The organism is Diaphorobacter caeni, from assembly GCF_015354245.1.
Taxonomy (GTDB): domain Bacteria; phylum Pseudomonadota; class Gammaproteobacteria; order Burkholderiales; family Burkholderiaceae_C; genus Diaphorobacter_A; species Diaphorobacter_A caeni.
Map to the genome: position 1 here is coordinate 205,494 of NZ_JADKYZ010000007.1, position 17,331 is coordinate 222,824.

The window sequence follows — 17,331 nt, forward strand, 5'->3', positions numbered from 1 at the left end:
GGTTTCGATTACCTCAGCACTTGCTTCATCACTCGGTAGCCAGGCCTCACCAAGCCAAGCCAAAAGAACTCCATTCAACGATTCGATATCCCGTTTCATTCAAAAGAGGAACTTGGCATGACTACACATCACACGCCATCTCGCAATGCCCAGCCTGGACACGAAACCCCTGGCACCTATCCACTGTCTACTCCGTTTGCGCTCAAGCGCAGCACCACTGCGCATCGCGCGCTGCTGCTGGGCATGGCCATGGGCGGCATGCTCGTTGCAGCGCCAAGCGCGATCGCGCAGTCCACTTCAGAGCAAAGTGCGCAAACACCGGCCAGCCTTCCTCAGGTGACGGTTCAGGACAAGATGACGTCACCCGCTGCTCCCTATGCAGGCGGTCAGGTGACTTCGGGTGGGCGAGTGGGCTTCCTGGGTGACAAGGACTTCATGGAGACTCCTTTCAACACCATCAGCTACACCGACAAATTCGTGGAGGACCGGCAGGCTCAGACCATCTCGGAAGTCATTTCTGCGACCGATCCGACGGTGTTCAGCAATGGCGCCTCAGGCGCATGGAGCGAGGCGTATTCCATTCGTGGCTTCACCTCCAATACCTATGACATGACCTTTGGCGGCTTGTACGGCATGGCACCTTACTACCGCACTACACCCGAAATGTACGGGCGCATCGAGGTGCTCAAGGGTCCATCGGCGCTGCTCAATGGAATGCCGCCTGGTGGTTCTGTGGGCGGCTCCGTGAATCTCGTGCCCAAGCGTGCGGGTGATGAGCCATTGACACGTTTCACCGCCACCTATATGTCGGATTCTCAACTCGGTGGACACATCGATGTGGGCCGTCGGTTTGGAGAGAACAAGCAGTTCGGCATCCGCTTCAATGGTGCTTATCGCAATGGAGATGGCGCGGTCAACGATCAGGAGAAGAGGGTGACCCTCGCTTCCGTTGGACTGGACTGGCGCAGTGATCGCGCACGAATTTCCGCCGACATCTATAGCAGCGATGACCGCGTCCACGGTGTGACGCGAGGCATCAACCTTGCGCCGGGTGTGGGAGTTCCCAAGCCTCCAACGGCAGATACCTTGCTCAACCCGGACTGGTCCACAGTGCACAACAAGGACAAGGCCGTAATGGTGCGCGGCGAGTTCGATCTGAGCGATCAGCTCATGGCCTATGCAGCTTATGGCGTGAGCGATACGGACTACAAGTACAACGGTGCCATGACCGCGCAGGTACTCAACGCGAACGGTGATTTCCGAACGAGCATTGGGCAGTTGGCATTCGATCAAAAGAAGCATTCAGGAGAAATTGGCCTGAAAGGCAAGATGCAAACGGGGAGCGTCAAGCATCAATGGTCGCTCAACGCCACGCACTACTCGCACAAGCAAAATGACTACGGCCGTCGCACGGTGCCCGGCGCGGACTGGGCTACCAACATCTACAACCCGGTCTGGGGTGCCGCTGCTGAGTTCGTCGCTCCGCATATTGCTCACACCGAAGTGCGACTGGCAAGTTACGGCCTCGCAAACACGATGTCCTTCGCCGAAGATAGCGTACAACTCACGCTGGGCGTACGCCAACAGCAGGTGGTGAGCGACACCTACAGCGTCACCAGCGGAGCGCGCACTGCCCGCTACGACCAGAGGGCCACGTCGCCTGCAGCTGCATTGCTGGTGAAGGCGACGGAGCATGTGTCCGTATACGCCAATTACATTGAAGGACTGAGCCAAGGCGCAACCGCACCAATGACCGCAGCCAATGCGGGCGAGGTCTTCGCTCCCTACAAAAGCAAGCAAAAAGAGCTGGGCGTGAAGCTTGATCTCGGTGGCTTCGCCAACACCTTCAGCATCTTTGAAATCACCCGCCCCAGCAGCTACACCGACCCTGTCACCAACATCTACTCCTTCGGTGGCGAGCAGCGCAATCGCGGCGTCGAATGGGGCTTCTTTGGTGCGCCGCTCAACGGCGTGCGCTTGATGGGCGGCATTGCCTACACCGCGCCCAAGCTTACGCAGACCGCTGGTGGCGTCAACCAAGGCAAGAACGCGACCGGGGTGCCCAAGTTGCAAGCCAAGCTGGGAGCCGAGTGGGATGTACCTGTTGTGCAGGGCCTGACCTTGACAGGCAACGTGACTGCCGCCTCCAAGCAATACATCAGCGCCGACAACCAGCTCTGGGCACCCGGCCGCACGATCTACGACATCGGTGCACGCTACGCAACCAAGGTGGCCGAGCGTCCTGTCACTCTTCGCGCAACGGTAAACAATGTCACCAACAAATCGTACTGGGGCATGCCGTTGCTCTCCAGCCTCGCACTTGGTGCGCCGCGCACGGTGTTGGTTTCGGCCAGCGTGGATTTCTGATCGCCAGAGCTGACGACCAAAGTCGAAGCGCCAGAATGGAGATGCTTGCACCTCCCTCTTGGTTTTCGACGTACTACAGTCGACCAACTGACAAGTCGGGACGAAAGTGCAATCACCATGAGTGAGATAGTCCCCTGAATCTCCGGACGCGGTCTATCGCGTATCTTCGAGATAGGCATAGGGGACTGTGCATATGACTAGGCATACAGAGACGATAGAAGTCATTGCCCGAGACCAGCGCAGGTGACGCTGGTCGGCTGTCGAGAAGGCAGCCATGGTACGCAAGACGTATGAGCCGGGCATGAGCGTATCGCTCGTGGCCCGCCAGGAGGGCGTGGCGGCAAGCTTGCTGTTCACCTGGCGGCGACTGGATCGCGAAGGCGCGCTGGCGGAGGCAGGGTCTGCCAATGTCGAGTGGCATCGACGCCACGCCAGCTCAGGAGGAGGGCTTCGACAGTCTGTACCGTACGGAATGACGTGCGCGAGATGCAATGCATCGGGTTTTCAAGCATGCAGGCAGCACAACTAAGGGCCCCAACCGATAAGAGCAGAACATTGACAACTGACAACAGGGCAGTGGCAATGGGTCGACAGCACCTATATGTGAGCCGAGATCGAGGACTTTCAGCAGCCCCGAGGACAGCCTTGTCGTGAGGGGCTGCGGCAAGCAGGCTGGCTGCAGTCGTTCAGCTTTGACAGTTCACCGACTGCTGAAACCGATAGCTTGACCTCATTGGAGATCACGCTGAATTTCTGCGCGCAGCCTAAGCACAAGGCCAATCGGATCAGCGAGTTGCTGCCATATCGTTGGAAGTTTGTCGCTGCGGCCTGAATTGCGGAAGACCGTTACGTCCCGCGGGCAAGATGGGATGGCTTGAGGCTTTGCCATCTCTAATGACCATCGATTTTCTATATGACTGTAGGGCCATTTGGAGCGCGCCTCCTCTGAGCTGGAGTTTAGTCCGAGGGCGGATTGACGTTTTTAGGCATCAACAGCAGCACATAAATTCTAATGAGGCTCATTCTCATTAAAATTCTTTGCAAATCTTTACTGTCAGTCTGCATCGCCCACCCGCCTGATGACATGCATGGGGTGCACCTATCTCTCTTTTCTTATGCCTTTTCGACCTATTCCCGGCACTCGTTTGAACCGCTGTGCCACTGCAGTTGCAGCAGCAGTCGCCACACTCATCAACCCTACCGCCATGGCTCAGGCACAAGATCAGGCAAGCTCCCAGACAACGATCACGGCGCCAACGACTCTGGAGTCGGTGAACGTCGTCGGCAATTGGCTGGATGGCGATATGCCCAGTGCAGAGAAAGTTCTTGAACACCCCGGCGCGCGCACCATCGTTGAGCGCGAGCGCATTCAGGAGAGCGGTGCGACCACGCTGCGCGAGGCGCTGCGGCTCGTTCCCGGTGTGCAGGTGCAGGATAGCAACGGCACGGGCGGCAGCGACATCTCGCTGAATCTGAGCGTGCGTGGGCTGACGGCGCGTCTGTCTCCGCGCTCTTACATTCTTCAGGACGGCGTGCCGATTTCGTACGCACCTTACGGCCAGCCTCAGCTGTCGCTAGCGCCGGTGGCACTGGGCAATCTCGAATCGGTGGACGTTGTACGCGGCGCGGGTTCCGTGCGCTACGGTCCCCAGAACGTGGGCGGCATCATCAACTTCACCACGCGCGCCATCCCCAAGACCTTTGGCGGCGAAGTCTCGGTGGGCACCGAAATCTACGGCCACGGCGGCAATGTGAAGACCACCCCCAGCTTCTTTGTGGGCGGCACCAACGAATCCGGCCTGGGCTTGGCGGTGCTGTACTCCGGCACGCATGGCGAGGGTTGGCGCAGCGGCAACGACAAAGTCGATTTGGACGACGTGCTGATCAAGAGCCAGTACAAGATCGACAACAACAGCAGCATCTCGGCCTCGTTGCACCACTTCGAAGCGCAGGGGCAGATGCCCGGTGGCCTGACGACGGCGCAATACAAAGCCGATCCGTTCCAGAGCACCCGCAACTACGACGAGTTCACCGGCCGACGCACCGATGGATCGCTCAAGTACAACTACAAAGATGGTCGCAATAGCTTTGAGGTGCTGGGTTACTACGTGGATTCCTTCCGTGGCAGCTACATCGAACGCGATGCCACAGGTGCCAACGCTGGCAAACGCAGCCTGACCGGCGCTCCGCGTGATTACAGCTACTACGGTGTAGAGCCACGTTTCTCGCGCATCTTCGAAACCGGCTCCGTCGTTCAGGAAGTCAGCGTAGGCTATCGCTATCTGAAGGAGAAGAGCTCCGAGACATCACTGGCAAGCTCGGGCTTTTATGTTCCCGGTCAGGTCAATGCCATGGAGCTGCCACTGAATACCGCGCAGACCAGCCAGGGCGGCACCACGGCCAATGCGTTCTACATTGACAACCGCATCGACATCGGCGATTGGACGGTGACTCCCGGCGTGCGCTACGAGCGCATCCGCTCGTTCAACAACGTTGTGGACTACCGCGGCACCACCTCCACTGCAATCTTCCCAAAGGCCAGCGCCAACGAGTGGCTGCCCACGCTGTCGGTGCTCTACCGCGTCAATGGCAACTGGGCTGTATTCGCCAACGCAGGCAAGTCGTTCGGCCCGCAGCAATATGCGCAATTGGCCCAATCGTCGAACAACCAGCTCTACCCCGAGTCGGCCAAGACCTATGAGGTTGGCACACACTACAAGAGCGATACTTGGAACGGCGAATTGACGTTGTTCAACATCGACTTCGACAAAGAGCTGTTCCTTGACCGTCCCGGCGATGGTACGGGCAACGGCATCTGGACCGATCTGGGAGCCACCCGTCACCGGGGTCTGGAGTCGGCTCTGCGCTATGACTTCGGCAAGAACTATCCTGCGCTCAAGGGCTTGTCGCTGGGCGGAAACTACACTTTCACGCAGGCCACCAGTCAGGCTGGCCCGTTTGCGGGACGCGATCTACCGCTGTATGCGCGCCACACAGCCGGTTTGTCGGCACGTTATGCACTTGAGCGATGGATCTTCAATGCCGAATTGACAGCACAGTCCAAACAGCGTTCGCCTGGCACGCCGGGCACCAGCGCCAAGCCTAACCCCTACATCACGCAGGAAGATGCCAACGGCAATCTGGGCAATATCCCCGGCTTCGGAATCGTCGGCCTGCGTGCCAGCTATCAGGCTGGTGCAGAGCTACGCAATCTGCGCCTGACCGTGGGCGTGAAGAACCTGTTCGACCGCCGCTACTTCACCCGCTCCACCGACAACAACGGTGGCGGTAAATACGTGGGCATGCCGCGCAGCGTGTATCTGCAGGCCTCATTGCCGTTCTGACAAAGCCGCACCGACTGCCTCAGCGGCTGGATGTTTAAATCCAGCCGCGACTGAACTCCTAATGACTGTTCTTCGATCTCTGTGGCTGCGGCTGCATCGCTGGTTTGCTCTCGGCTTGGGCTGGATATTGATATTGGCTGGACTCACAGGAGCCATGCTCGTGGTGGGCCAGCCGCTGGATCGCTGGCTGAATCCACAGCTCTTTCAAGCACAGTCTACGTCGAGCGTTGCAAGCGATTCAAACCGTGTCGCAGCCCTCGCACCGATCGTTGCTGCCGTACACGAGGAATTCGGCGCCAATGTCTCAATGCGGTTCAAACTACCGCAGCAAGACGGTGAATCCCTGTGGTTGAGAGTGCAATCGGGTGACTGGCGCGGCACGATTTACCTGAACCCCGTCACCGCTCAGGAACAGGGCCGCCGTGGTGAGACCGATGGTTTCGTCAATACGCTGTTCAAACTGCACAGTACTTTGCTGTTGGACGACACCGGCAAAATCATTCTGGCTTGGGTAGCGCTCATCTACATGCTGCTGCTGGTCACCGGCGTGATTCTGTGGTGGCCCAAGCGCTGGCCCGGCAACTGGCATATCGAGCTGAACAAAAGCCTGGTGCGCGCCTTGTTTGATCTGCACCGCATCGGCGGCATCGTCATGGGACTGCTGATCGCGGTCTCCGTCATCACTGGCGCGTATCTGGCCTGGCGTCCGCTGGGCGAAGTGCTCAACTTTGTCAGCCAAACGACTCCGATCAAAGCGCCTAAGCTGCCCGCATTGCAGGTGGATGCGGACAAACCATTGCCCAAGCCACCGAGCCTCGATGCAATGGTAGAAGTCGCCCGCGCCGCCATGCCCGATGCGCAGATCAGCTTTGTGCAAGTGCCGGCCGATGCCAGGCAGGTCATGCGTATCCGGTTTCGCGCCAATGACGAGCCGCATCCTAACGGCGTAAGCTCGGTCTGGCTGGACCCGCGTACCGGCGCGGTGTTGGCGACGCAGCGCTGGAATGAGATGGATCCCGGTGCGGGTGCCGTGGCCATCGCCTATCCGCTGCACACTGGCGAGCTAGGAGGCGTGATCCTGGAAACTGTGGCTGCCCTCAACGGCTTGGCGCTGGCGGGCCTCGGCATCAGCGGGGTTTGGCTGTGGTGGCGCAGACGCAAGGCGCGTAAGCATGTGAATCGTGGATATGAGCATGTGCGTCGGAAACTATGAACAAGCGGGTTCATTTGCCCATGTCTTCGGGGCCGTTGAACAACCCTGCCGAAACTGTGAGTTCGTTGTGTGCAGCTGTGATCTCAGCATCTGCTACAGGCTGGGAGCAGCAATCCAGCGTTAGGGCTCCAATGACTGCCGACGCCGTTAGCGGACATTCATCGGAGATCCTGCAGAACTTCTTAGTGCACAAAGGAACGTGGACCCAATTCGCCAGCGAACTGGAGTTGGCGACCCTAAGAACGTGTTCAAAGTCTTCTGAGCAAGAGGCCCAAGAAGGCAAGATGGACAAACTGCAAGCTGGTGTTCAGCCACCGCTCGCAGTTCTTCCACAACCTTCTGTTCTTCTCCAACCACGCAAAGCTGCGCTCAACCACCCTGAATCACACCGTGTTTAATGGAGGCTCAACCCTTTGAGAGGATTGAGTCATGAACAGTAAAGCCAATAAATTCTCGCCAGAAGTGCGTGAACGTGCAGTCCGCCTGGTGCAGGAGTGCCGCTCCAGCTATTCATCGTTATGGGCGGCCTGTGAATCCATTGCGCCCAGCCAATCCGATGCCGAGCACTGTAGCGATATTCAACGTGTCTGGCATGCCAATTGGCAGGTCTACGGGGTCGTCAAAGTCTGCAAGCAGATGCACCGAGAGGGCTTGCCAATTGCCCGCTGTACCGTGCAACGCCTGATGCGAAGGCTTGGGCTGCAAGGAGCGCGCAGAGGCAAGAAGTTCCGAACCACTCTGCCCGATGCAGCCCGGCCATGTCCACTGGACTTGGTCAATCGCCAGTTCAAAGCACAGCGCCCAGACCAGCTTTGGGTGTCTGACTTCACCTATGTCTCGACATGGCAAGGCCAGATGTTTGTGGCTTTTGTGATTGACGTCTATGCCCGCCGGATTGTGGGTTGGCGAGTCAGCAACCACATGCGGACCGATTTTGTGATGGATGCATTGGAGCAAGCGCTGCACGCAAGACAGCCGCAGCAAGAGTCCCGACTGATTCACCACTCGGACAGAGGTGGTCAATACGTTTCAGTGCGCTATACCGAGCGTTTGGCAGAAGCGGGGCTCATGCCATCTGTAGGCAGCACAGGTGATTCCTACGATAACGTCCTGGCGGAGACTATCAACGGTTTGTACAAAACGGAGGTCATCTACAAACGTGGGCCGTGGAAAACGCGTGAATCACTGGAGCTGGCAACGCTGCAGTGGCTGCATTGGTTTAACCACACCAGACTACTGGAGCCCATAGGGCATATACCGCCGGCAGAAGCTGAGGCAAACTACTGGCGGCAGCGAGCTGCAAAACCTGTGCAGGCTGACGCCTGTACTTCAACAATCTAGCCTCCACCAAACCCGGTGTGATTCACCCGTACCGTCATGCCCCGGGCATACAAGGCGACGATCTTGTCGTCGAAGCCTGTGAAGCGACGCTCGTGCTTGGGGATCAACAGTGGATCGAAGCTGCCCTCGCGGTCACGAGGTACGTCAATGCGGATCGGGCCATCCTCGGTCAACACCGTCTTGGCTCCCTTGCCGTTGCGCTGATTGCTTACAGCGTCAGGCTTGATTGCGCCGGCTGGGTAACCCAGGTGATGGTTCATCTCGCCGGCCAGGGCTCGTTCGATCAAAGCCTTCTTGAAGGCCAAGGACGCGGCATTGATGACTTGGGCCGTCATTGGGCCGTTACCGAACGACTCCAGTAGCTCGGCAGGAATCTCCGGCAGCATTGCGGGTTGGGTTCTTGGTTTGCGAGGCATAGACACTCCTTGAGTGAAAGTTATGCCCCAAACACGAAATTACTGACAGGCCCTGCTTTATCTATCAGCCTCCGCCAAAAGCGCTTCATCGAACTCATAGTTAGAAATTGGCTTGGCTCCAAGCCATTCCTCTATATGGGCACGCGTCACCAAATGCACTTGGTTTGCCGCAGCTTGCTCAAAAGCTCCGCTGGTGAAGCCCTGGTTCGTGACTGCAACTTTCTTGAACCGAGTTCCGGAGAAACGAGTTTGGTACCTAGCTGCTCCTGCCGCGACCTCCTTCACGGCATCCCAGCCCACTTCAGCTGATTTCGAGCTTTTGCACTGGATGAGTTCGCCTTCACTACCGTTGATAGCGACCACATCGATACCGCCGTCGCCACCCCGTTTTTCCGTAATGTTGGCTATGTAACCTCGCCTACTCCACAGCAAGCAGCACAAGACTTCAAAACCGAAACCATCCATCCGTTCCACGTCGTCCATGGTCAAAAACCGCTTCGGAAGCATTGCACCCTTGCCGTGTTCCCCGCCAACTAGGTCAGTAAGGGATGCATCCTGTCCAACGCCATTGAGCATAGAAACCAATGCATCCTTATCAAGCGTGCTATCGGCGAGACCTGCTTTCTTTTTCATCAGCTCATCGAGCCGCACATCAAACGTCTCGAAATCAGCAACGATAGTCGGACAGTAGACAAAAACATCACGTTCTTGCCCTATCCGGAAAGCGCGGTCCGTCGCCTGCGACTCCTTCGCCGGATTCCACATGCGAGTGAAGTGAAAGACGTGATTCGCCGCGGTGACATTGAGTCCTGCGCCGGCCGCGAGCGTGGAGAGAATAATGACGTCAAAACCGTCTTTTGCTGAAAATTTATCGATGTAGCCTTGTCGCCCTTGGGAGTCACCGTTGATGATGAATGGCTTGATGCCGAATTGTTCCCTTAGGAAATAGTACAGAGCGGCCTGCGCTTCTCGCAGCTCCGTGAACACGATGGCTTTCTGTCCACTCTTTTGCACCTTCTCCAGCTGTTCTAACAGCCAGTGCATCTTGGGAGAGTTAGCCAGATGCGCATCCTTGCCACGACCATCCAGCAAGAACTTCGTGCCCGGCAAGCAATATGGTTCAGCACAGACCGCCTTCATCAAGTGAAGTGCTCCAAAGGACAGGCGAGCGCGCTTACGCCCATCCGTCTCATTCGTTGCGTCCTGCAGCTTCTTCAGCCCTCCCATGTAGAGGGTGCGTTGGTAGTCAGTGATAGCAATCTCAAGCCGGTCTCGCACCTCTGGGTGCTGCTTGAAGCCAAGCTCTTTCTCATCCACGCGTTTATGCGCGAAATACTTCTTTGGCAATTCAGCAGCAATGTCAGCCTTGGTTCTCCGAAGCGTCTGAGGCGCAATCTTTCCTTGCAAACGGACAAGTGATTCCTTTTGCTCATCGGTATCGCACTCGATAGGACGGCGGTAGGTTTTACCGAACTCCTCAAGAGCTCCAAGCAAGCCAGGCTGAACGAAATCAAACAAACACCACAGGTCTGCAAGAGAGTTCTCTACAGGCGTTCCCGTACAGGCAATGCGAAAGTCCGCTTTCAGCTTCTTGGCGGCCAAAGTCACCAACGTACCGGGAGTCTTGATACGCTGCGCCTCATCGCAGATGACAAAAGAGAACGGCTGCCGAGCAAGCGAAAACTCATACGAGGTCAGTGTTTCGTACGTCGTGATAACGAGCTTGGAAGACCCGACCCACTTGGGCTTCAGGAGTTCGATGATGCCGTTTGCACGAACCTGCTCGTCGATGAGTCCTGCCGGCTGCTTGAGTGCTTTCAGCTCTTCGCCATAAAGAACCAAAACGTCGGGGAATGAAGGCGTGAAAAACTTCTTAACCTCATTTGCCCAGTTCTCGAGCAAGCTCTTGGGCGCAAAGATGATGGACGGCGCCGCGTTCGGATTGTGTTCGTAGTACCAAGCAAGGAGCGACAACAGCTGCAAGGTCTTTCCCAGCCCCATGTCATCACCAAGCAATGCACCACGGCACGCCGATGGGCCCTTTGAGACGAGATTCTGAAACCATGCCACGCCATGCAACTGGTGTGCCTTTAGCTTAATTCCTGCGCGCAGACAGCAGGGAAGCACTGCAGAAGCTCCCAGCGGGAGCGTCAGCGAGGCTCGACGCGACTCTTCGGACTCTTGGTAGTTCACTGCATTGAAGTTGGTCTTGAGCAGTAAAGTTTCACGGCGTGCCGGCTCCGTAGGCCCTGCTCCCAAACCATCTCCCTTTACCCTATCCGCTGCAGCAAGCATCGATGTAAAACCATCGAGCAAATTCCTTGCATCCGCAGTCGCAACAGGAGTCGGCAGATTCACGTTGGTGACATCAGAGGCCCCGCTCTGCTCAGCGTTCAATACATCGCGACGGAACTCATCGACCCATTCCACGGACAAGGGAATTACAACCGCCCCTTCGTGGGGTGGCAGACTCACACGCACCATCGGTGTCAGCTCTTGGGGAAGCCAGCCATTCTCTTGCTCACCGTCTTTGTTTGGCGGTTGAAAGACCGGAATATAAATAGCCTTGGCTACGCCGATACCTTCAATGCGTCCGCTGTAGCCTTCCAGCTCGTAAATATCTTCAAACGAAATCCGCTCACTTGGCTGCGCCTTCCACAGACTCAGAAGTTGCTGTGCTTGCTCCAACTGCGTCGTAGCTTCAGCATCAATGGTCAGGTCGTACTCTTCCCATGGGAAGTATTCCCTGTCATCCACCAAGGCCTGCTCCAAAGCCAAGACAAACTCTGCGAACTGTTCCTGGTCCTTAAATGCACTGGTGTTATGCCGTACAGCGCCATCGCCAAAATGCTCCGTCACTGACAGGTCGACAGCATTCAAGCGACCATCTTCAATCCGCGGGACTACGTTAAAGATTGCAGCTACAGCTCCAAGTTCTGCCCGGCCAGCCTCGAACTCTTTTTCGTCAATGACATCATGTGCAGCGTCGCCTAAGAATGCGAAGGGATTGTGGATGAACTTCTCCGCACGACTGCCCGCAACGCGACGCCCAGGCATCTCGCGCTTCACGACCTCGAGCACCTTACGTACAGGCTCAGAAATCACAACACGCACTCGCCCAGCTCCGCGCGTCATGTCGTAGTGCGGCTGCACAGCGTTGAAGCCATCGAAAGCTTTGAGCCAGCCGTCGGGTGCCCCTTGGAAAGTTGGCGCCACCGTAAGCACGCGGCCGAACGACGTTTCTTCCTTTGACACTGGCAAACGCAAAGTCTGCGGCGTCAGAACGTAGGTTGTCTCAAGATAAGACGTCGCATACAGGGCTCCGGCTTGGTCAGCGGTGCTACGAATTCGGCCCCACGCCAACTCGTTCTCGTGCTGCGTTCTAGCAGAAGCATCGCGGCGTGGGAACTTTGATATCTCGTCGACTGTGGTCCAGGCAGCGCGGTTCAACAGCTGAGGATTTCCTCCGACTATCGCAACAGCACCGTCAATCTGCTCAATCTTCACGGACTGCTCAGCGTCCGCCCAGCCAGCCACCTCAATCTCAAACGAGGCATCTGACAACGTCCCACTGCACGACAGGATAGGCCTCAATGCGCCTAGCTGCGGCAGATTCAGAAGCTGCACCATGCCTTGATGCTCTGGGTTCTCCGATATCTCATAGACCCGCCCCCAAGGCAGCATCACGCTGTCACGACGTATCTCGCAGAGCCCCTCCATGGCAAGCTGTGCCAGATAAACGCCAAGCACTGTATCTGCTGCACCCGCTTGCGCCAAGGTATCCTGAAGGGCTTCTGCCGTAGGAGTTGGTAGTGGCGAGGCTAACTTAACGACAACACCTTCCGCTGTCCAATTCGTGGCCAACGCAGTCTTGGAAGACGAGCCCGCAGGAGAACGCCTGAATATGTCAAAAAGTCCCATTACCTCTCCGGGAAATACCACGCCGCACGCGCTGCGGCCCACTTGAAGCCAAGTGCTGAAAGCTCACGTGCCAATGATGCGGCCTGACTTGGGTCTTCAACCCAAAGGCGTCCACCGCTGGGGCCACGACTGTCCTTGATAAATGCACCACGGTACCCCTTGACTAGGTCTTCCAGGCGGCCCATCGTGAACGTCGCGCCTCGTGGTGCTTGTTTTCCACCGCGGTCAGAGGTTGAACGAGATACCGACGACGATGATGTCGAGACTGCATCACGGGAACTGGGCGTGGAGCTATAGCCGACGACTATATGCCCTGTTCGACGAGAGCCCTTTTGTGTGTCCGGCACGATTCCAAGCGCCCGCAGGTCCTCTTCCGCCCGGTACTCCCATCCAGAGTGGTGAAGAATGCGAGCTGCACGCCTATCTCTTCCGTAGTATCCGGACGCCAAGTCTTCCGTACCGCCACCGTAGTAGCGTGCAAATCGGTCATAGGGCAGTGCATCGTTCTTATAGACGTAGCACGCGTTTCCTGTCTTACTGAACTCGACAATGATGTACGGCCCGATTTGCATCATGAATGCGTCAACATCACGCTTGGATGTCAATTCCGCATAAGCACCAGCTTCTCGCGCAATGAGGTCACGAATGGCTTCATTTGTGTTTTTCAAATACATGGTATCAGCACTAAACAAGAGCCGCGTCCACGTAATCTGCTTCATGTACTTTGACCAAAAAGCCAAGCGACCTTCATCCGCTTGATTTCTCGACGCCAAGATGTCAAAGAAGTCTTTTAGATTGCGCTCGTTGACCCAGGCCAACACCATCATCCAAACAGATTCTGGTACGCGATTCCACGCAGTGGCGATACCCGCGCCTCTCAGCTTTGGGTTCTTCCACACATGTGGGCCCACAACATAGTCCCGTAACTGTTCGTCGGGCACGGGGTTCTGGCAGGCGTGATACCGAACCAGCACAAGCTCAAGTGCCTCATCTCGAAAGCCTGGGTGTCCGTCAATGAGAGAAAGCAGCCTTGGCACCAAGCGCATGAATTCGACATCCTTGGCGGCTGTTGCGCTCCGAACAGCGCCCAGAACCAATGCGCTCCAAAACCAGCTTGATGGCGAGATACCTAGGTCAGCAGCCAGCCGGTCTGCCGGCTCGGTATCACCCGCGAGATAGGCTTTTGCGTACTTCGTAACCGGATTGGTCGTCAGCACCTCTGGCTCTCGCCGCAGAACTGCAACCCAATCGGGAACCATCGAGGTACCTGTTTCCTTGTCGAGAAGCGGCCATGTACGCTCGAGAAATGACCGAAGCGCCTCCCATCCATTTCGGCCACCACCCTCTGGGGCGTTTGCAACTGGGGTGTAGTTGAAATAGGAATACAGCAGGCCGTGCCATGTAAGCCGCCATAGCTCACCTCGAGCGGCTTCCTCCTCATATGAGGCCAGTAGTGACGGAAAGTGCTTAGTCTCTAAAACAATTGCATTGGATTGCTCACGAATCGGTGTTGCTACGGCCGAAGCAACAAGGTCTCGTTGCCAAGAGTCAAGTGGCTGGCCGCGCAAAAATGCACGCGCTGCAGCGTAAGCATCCTCCTTATTCGCCTGAGCTTTTGCATAGCCTTGGAACAGCAATTCCGCATCCTTTGCAGGTTTTTCGACCAAGTGTGGCAAACCGAATGGGCCAGAAGTCAAGCCCATGGTTTCCAGCGCAGCAGTCAGACCACGGTTCAACCGATTAAGCGCTTCGGCTGCTAGCATTGCCCAAACTCCTTGCTGCTGAGCACTCCACTTTCTTCAGGCTTCTTTTCATCCAAGCCCCAAAACTCAATTTTCAGTTCCACGCGTCGACTCGCTGCCTTGTCTTTGCGAATCGAGTTGAATGAATACCCGCCCACCAGAAATAGGTCTTGAATTTGCCGAAGCTCATGTTCAGATAGAGCGACCTCATCTCCACTCGACTTGGCAAACAAAGTACAAACTACGCTACGGCTGCGATTCAGGCTAAGACCCAAGTTGTAAAGATACGAACCATCTTGGTCAGTGAAGCCTTCAACGACAACGCGGCGCATCCATTTTTGTCCAGGGGGAGTGGACTTGGCTCGAAGCAGGACAGGAATGTATCCCCGCAGGAAACGGGCAGCATCCTGCTTGATATCGAAAGTTCCACTATCAAATCTCACGATTTCACCCAAATCGATTCGATACGTGGACTCATCTACGTTGACATTTTTTTCGGCTGATTCTTGGCGAATCAAAGACATGACTGCACGAATATCCTTTTCGCGCTGAATCTTGGCTTCCTCTTCTGCCGAGACGCTTTTGGTGACCGCGACAAGCGTTACTGCCATGACCACAAGAAAAAGCACCATAAGTGCAGACATGAGGTCGGAAAAAGAAATCCAGAAGGGACTTTCCCCCTCCGTTTTTTCCCCGCGTTTAATGGTGAGACGGTTGAGCATCTCAAGCCTTCTTCATGCGCTGCACTGCTTGTGCCAACTCTTGAACCACACCATTAAGATGGCCCGTACCCTGGGAAAGATGGCGGTCAGTTGCTGCGATGGTGGACTTAACCTGAGAGAGCATTGACGAGCCAAAGTCGGTAAACGCTTTGAGTAATGCATCATTGACTTTATCCAAGTGCTCGCGGCCATCAGCGCTCGATTGGCGCATCAACTCAGCACTTTCCTTCATGCTAGCTACAAGCTTCTCTGAAATTCCAGCCTCGGCCTTGGCCGCTTCGATGAAGCCCATAAGGGCCGCAACTTGGGTGTCAACCGTCCGGCGAGTAGAGTCGTATTGCTCAAACCCACGCTGCACCGCATTGGAGGCAGCCTGTAGCGAAGCCGCAGTTGTGGCGAGTGTGTCCGTCACCTTGCTGGACCGGTCGAATACAGCGGCAACGGTACCGCCTGCGGTTTCAAACCTTTGAGCAGCACTTCCCATCGTCAAGGCGCCTTGGTTCATACCATCGATAGCGTGTAACGAAACCTTTCCTAAGGCATCAATATTGGCCTGAGTCTTACTCACCTGGTCGGACACCGAACTGAGAAGGGTATTGACTTGAGAAGACAAGCCCCCCACCAGCTGGTTCGTTTGATCAGCCAAGTGTTTGTTACGGCCCGACTCCTCAATGGCGGAAGCTTTACGCGAATCCTCCAAATGTCCCATCGCAATCGCAACTTCTCCAAGAACCTTCATAACGGTCTCGTCCAAAACCTGCTTGGACTTGTTCTGTTCCTCAGTCACCAACTTACGGAAGTCTTGTACGAATTCACGCATCTGGTCAGTGAGCAGCTGTTGATTGTCAGCCGCCTTCTTCATCGCGTCTTCGAGCGTTCCGCTCATCTGGTTAGCCGCGTGCTCATTGGTCAATTTGATGTCGGATAGCAAGCCCTGCAAAGAGGCCTGCACCGCGCCCATCGAATTCATCGAGCGCTGCATTTGTTCGTTAATGCCACGCATCTGGCCGCCGAACGTATCCTCCAACTTGGCCATAAAGCCGGCCAGAACCGTCTCCAGCATGGAGTTCACATGCTCACCATTCGCACGGCTGGTCTGCTCCATCGCATCGCTGACGCGCTTCATGGGCTCTGCCAGGGCAGTAGAAATGCTTTCACCAATGCGGTCACCGAGCGATTGGGTCACCATCTGTTGTGCAGCAATTTGGCGCTCAACCAGGTTGGTCATCATCTTGTTGAGGTCCTCAACAAGTGCATCTTTGAGCTGCGCAGTGCTGGCTGCATTTTGTTCGGACGAATTGACAAGCCTAGCGAGATACTCCTCGCCAGCTCCAGTCGAATACAGGCTGTCAATGCCGTGGGTGAGTTTTTCGACCAGTCGGTACAGATACGCCAAAGTCAGCCGGCTAATGAACACAACGCCCATGGCGCAGGCAATCGCTACCCCTGAGGCGACAAAGGCATGCTGAACCCCACTCATCAAGGGACCAAGCCCTTCGACGGCCCTAGCTGTAGTGGATGGGTCAAATTTCCCAAGTCCATCGAGCAGGCCGGCAAAAGTACCAATGATGCCGAGGCCTGTCAGTACACCTGGCAAGTGCTTCGTGAAATCGTCGAACAGCCGGCTATCAACCAATACTTCGCGGGTGAACAGGCTCTCGGCAGGAACGGTGGCGCGGACTTCAGTCAACACCATCCCTCCGGAGGAAGCCTTGCGAAGCTCATGCAAGGTGTCTGCGTACTCTTCCCACAGGTGCTTCAGTGGCTCTCCTCGAAAAGCCGCGCCTACTGTCTCAGGCTTGGGCCCCGCTTTACTGGTACGCAGCGACTGCACCGTTCGCACTGCAGACTTCAACTGCCACCAAACCTGGGTACCTTTGATGAGATACCCCAGAAGAAAAATAAGTGTCAGGACAACAACAATGAGAAAGATGTACAGCGGTACGCCTTGGAGAGAGGAGAGAGACGGGTGAATATCCCCAAGCGCCTTAGAAACCCAATTCATTCAAATTTTTCCCTTGTGACCACGACCGCATCTGGGCCGCCACCTTGTTGGCCATTAATGCCATGCTGTAAACAGTAGTCTTCGACCAAGATTTCGAAAAAATTGGTGAGGCTACGACGTTCATGCTCCGCGGCAGCGTGAAGCATGCGCTTCATCCTTGGAGTTATCCTGAAACTAATACCTACGGTCTTTTCTGCTTCCATGCTCAAGGCATTCCATGTATAGCGTTTTGCGATACACATCGTAACACTCGAGCGCTC

Annotated in this window: 9 protein-coding genes and 3 pseudogenes; 5 read left to right on the top strand and 7 right to left on the bottom strand. The window is 56.1% G+C overall.

Going from position 1 to position 17,331, the window contains the following annotated elements; all coding sequences use genetic code 11:
* The first annotated feature begins 243 nt into the window (after window positions 1-243).
* From ISG32_RS18105 to ISG32_RS18120, 4 genes and pseudogenes are all read left to right on the top strand, one after another.
* Complete coding sequence (locus ISG32_RS18105; RefSeq protein WP_194772431.1) at window positions 244-2,367, top strand: TonB-dependent receptor; 2,124 nt, start codon at window positions 244-246, stop codon at window positions 2,365-2,367.
* Between the two features lie 193 nt (window positions 2,368-2,560).
* Window positions 2,561-2,779, top strand: a pseudogene (locus tag ISG32_RS27785) (transposase); the annotation flags it as partial.
* A gap of 793 nt (window positions 2,780-3,572) precedes the next feature.
* The gene (locus tag ISG32_RS18115; RefSeq protein ID WP_228529914.1) at window positions 3,573-5,711 is read left to right on the top strand and encodes a TonB-dependent receptor family protein; all 2,139 of its coding nucleotides are present in this window, start codon (window positions 3,573-3,575) and stop codon (window positions 5,709-5,711) included.
* A 61-nt stretch (window positions 5,712-5,772) separates the two neighbouring features.
* Window positions 5,773-6,924 carry a PepSY-associated TM helix domain-containing protein gene (locus ISG32_RS18120; protein ID WP_194772433.1) on the top strand — a complete coding sequence of 384 codons (1,152 nt, stop codon included), beginning with the start codon at window positions 5,773-5,775 and terminating at the stop codon, window positions 6,922-6,924.
* A 248-nt stretch (window positions 6,925-7,172) separates the two neighbouring features.
* On the opposite strand, the pseudogene ISG32_RS27905 reads toward ISG32_RS18120, so the two are convergent.
* Window positions 7,173-7,301, bottom strand: a pseudogene (locus ISG32_RS27905) (IS5/IS1182 family transposase); the annotation flags it as partial.
* Between the two features lie 52 nt (window positions 7,302-7,353).
* Between ISG32_RS27905 and ISG32_RS18130 the strand changes: the two are divergent.
* The gene (locus ISG32_RS18130) at window positions 7,354-8,265 is read left to right on the top strand and encodes an IS3 family transposase (RefSeq protein WP_194772434.1); all 912 of its coding nucleotides are present in this window, start codon (window positions 7,354-7,356) and stop codon (window positions 8,263-8,265) included.
* A gap of 26 nt (window positions 8,266-8,291) precedes the next feature.
* Here ISG32_RS18130 and ISG32_RS18135 read toward each other — a convergent pair.
* The 6 genes and pseudogenes from ISG32_RS18135 to ISG32_RS18160 all read right to left on the bottom strand — a co-directional run.
* A pseudogene (locus tag ISG32_RS18135) lies at window positions 8,292-8,681 on the bottom strand (transposase); the annotation flags it as partial.
* Between the two features lie 57 nt (window positions 8,682-8,738).
* Window positions 8,739-12,602 carry an SNF2-related protein gene (locus ISG32_RS18140; protein ID WP_194772435.1) on the bottom strand — a complete coding sequence of 1,288 codons (3,864 nt, stop codon included), beginning with the start codon at window positions 12,600-12,602 and terminating at the stop codon, window positions 8,739-8,741.
* A complete protein-coding gene (locus tag ISG32_RS18145) occupies window positions 12,602-14,365 on the bottom strand; it encodes an EH signature domain-containing protein (protein WP_194772436.1) in 1,764 nt (587 codons plus the stop codon). The genes ISG32_RS18140 and ISG32_RS18145 overlap by 1 nt, the downstream gene beginning before the upstream one ends.
* Entirely contained in the window at window positions 14,359-15,066 is a 708-nt protein-coding gene (locus ISG32_RS18150) for a flagellar motor protein MotB (protein ID WP_194772437.1), read from the bottom strand. Before ISG32_RS18150 ends, ISG32_RS18145 begins: the two co-directional genes overlap by 7 nt.
* A 1-nt stretch (window position 15,067) precedes the next feature.
* Window positions 15,068-17,071 carry an anti-phage ZorAB system protein ZorA gene (zorA, locus tag ISG32_RS18155; RefSeq protein ID WP_194772438.1) on the bottom strand — a complete coding sequence of 668 codons (2,004 nt, stop codon included), beginning with the start codon at window positions 17,069-17,071 and terminating at the stop codon, window positions 15,068-15,070.
* Entirely contained in the window at window positions 17,068-17,274 is a 207-nt protein-coding gene (locus ISG32_RS18160; protein ID WP_194772439.1) for a type II toxin-antitoxin system TacA family antitoxin, read from the bottom strand. The genes zorA and ISG32_RS18160 overlap by 4 nt, the downstream gene beginning before the upstream one ends.
* Between the last annotated feature and the right edge of the window lie 57 nt (window positions 17,275-17,331).

Bases quoted from the DNA above. Each gene is read 5' to 3' on its own strand.
- ISG32_RS18130 (WP_194772434.1), top strand. From the start codon at position 7,354: ATGAACAGTAAAGCCAATAAATTCTCGCCAGAAGTGCGTGAACGTGCA.
- zorA (WP_194772438.1), bottom strand. From the start codon at position 17,071: ATGAATTGGGTTTCTAAGGCGCTTGGGGATATTCACCCGTCTCTCTCC.
- ISG32_RS18115 (WP_228529914.1), top strand. From the start codon at position 3,573: ATGGCTCAGGCACAAGATCAGGCAAGCTCCCAGACAACGATCACGGCG.
- ISG32_RS18105 (WP_194772431.1), top strand. From the start codon at position 244: ATGGCCATGGGCGGCATGCTCGTTGCAGCGCCAAGCGCGATCGCGCAG.
- ISG32_RS18145 (WP_194772436.1), bottom strand. From the start codon at position 14,365: ATGCTAGCAGCCGAAGCGCTTAATCGGTTGAACCGTGGTCTGACTGCT.
- ISG32_RS18140 (WP_194772435.1), bottom strand. From the start codon at position 12,602: ATGGGACTTTTTGACATATTCAGGCGTTCTCCTGCGGGCTCGTCTTCC.
- ISG32_RS18160 (WP_194772439.1), bottom strand. From the start codon at position 17,274: ATGGAAGCAGAAAAGACCGTAGGTATTAGTTTCAGGATAACTCCAAGG.
- ISG32_RS18150 (WP_194772437.1), bottom strand. From the start codon at position 15,066: ATGCTCAACCGTCTCACCATTAAACGCGGGGAAAAAACGGAGGGGGAA.
- ISG32_RS18120 (WP_194772433.1), top strand. From the start codon at position 5,773: ATGACTGTTCTTCGATCTCTGTGGCTGCGGCTGCATCGCTGGTTTGCT.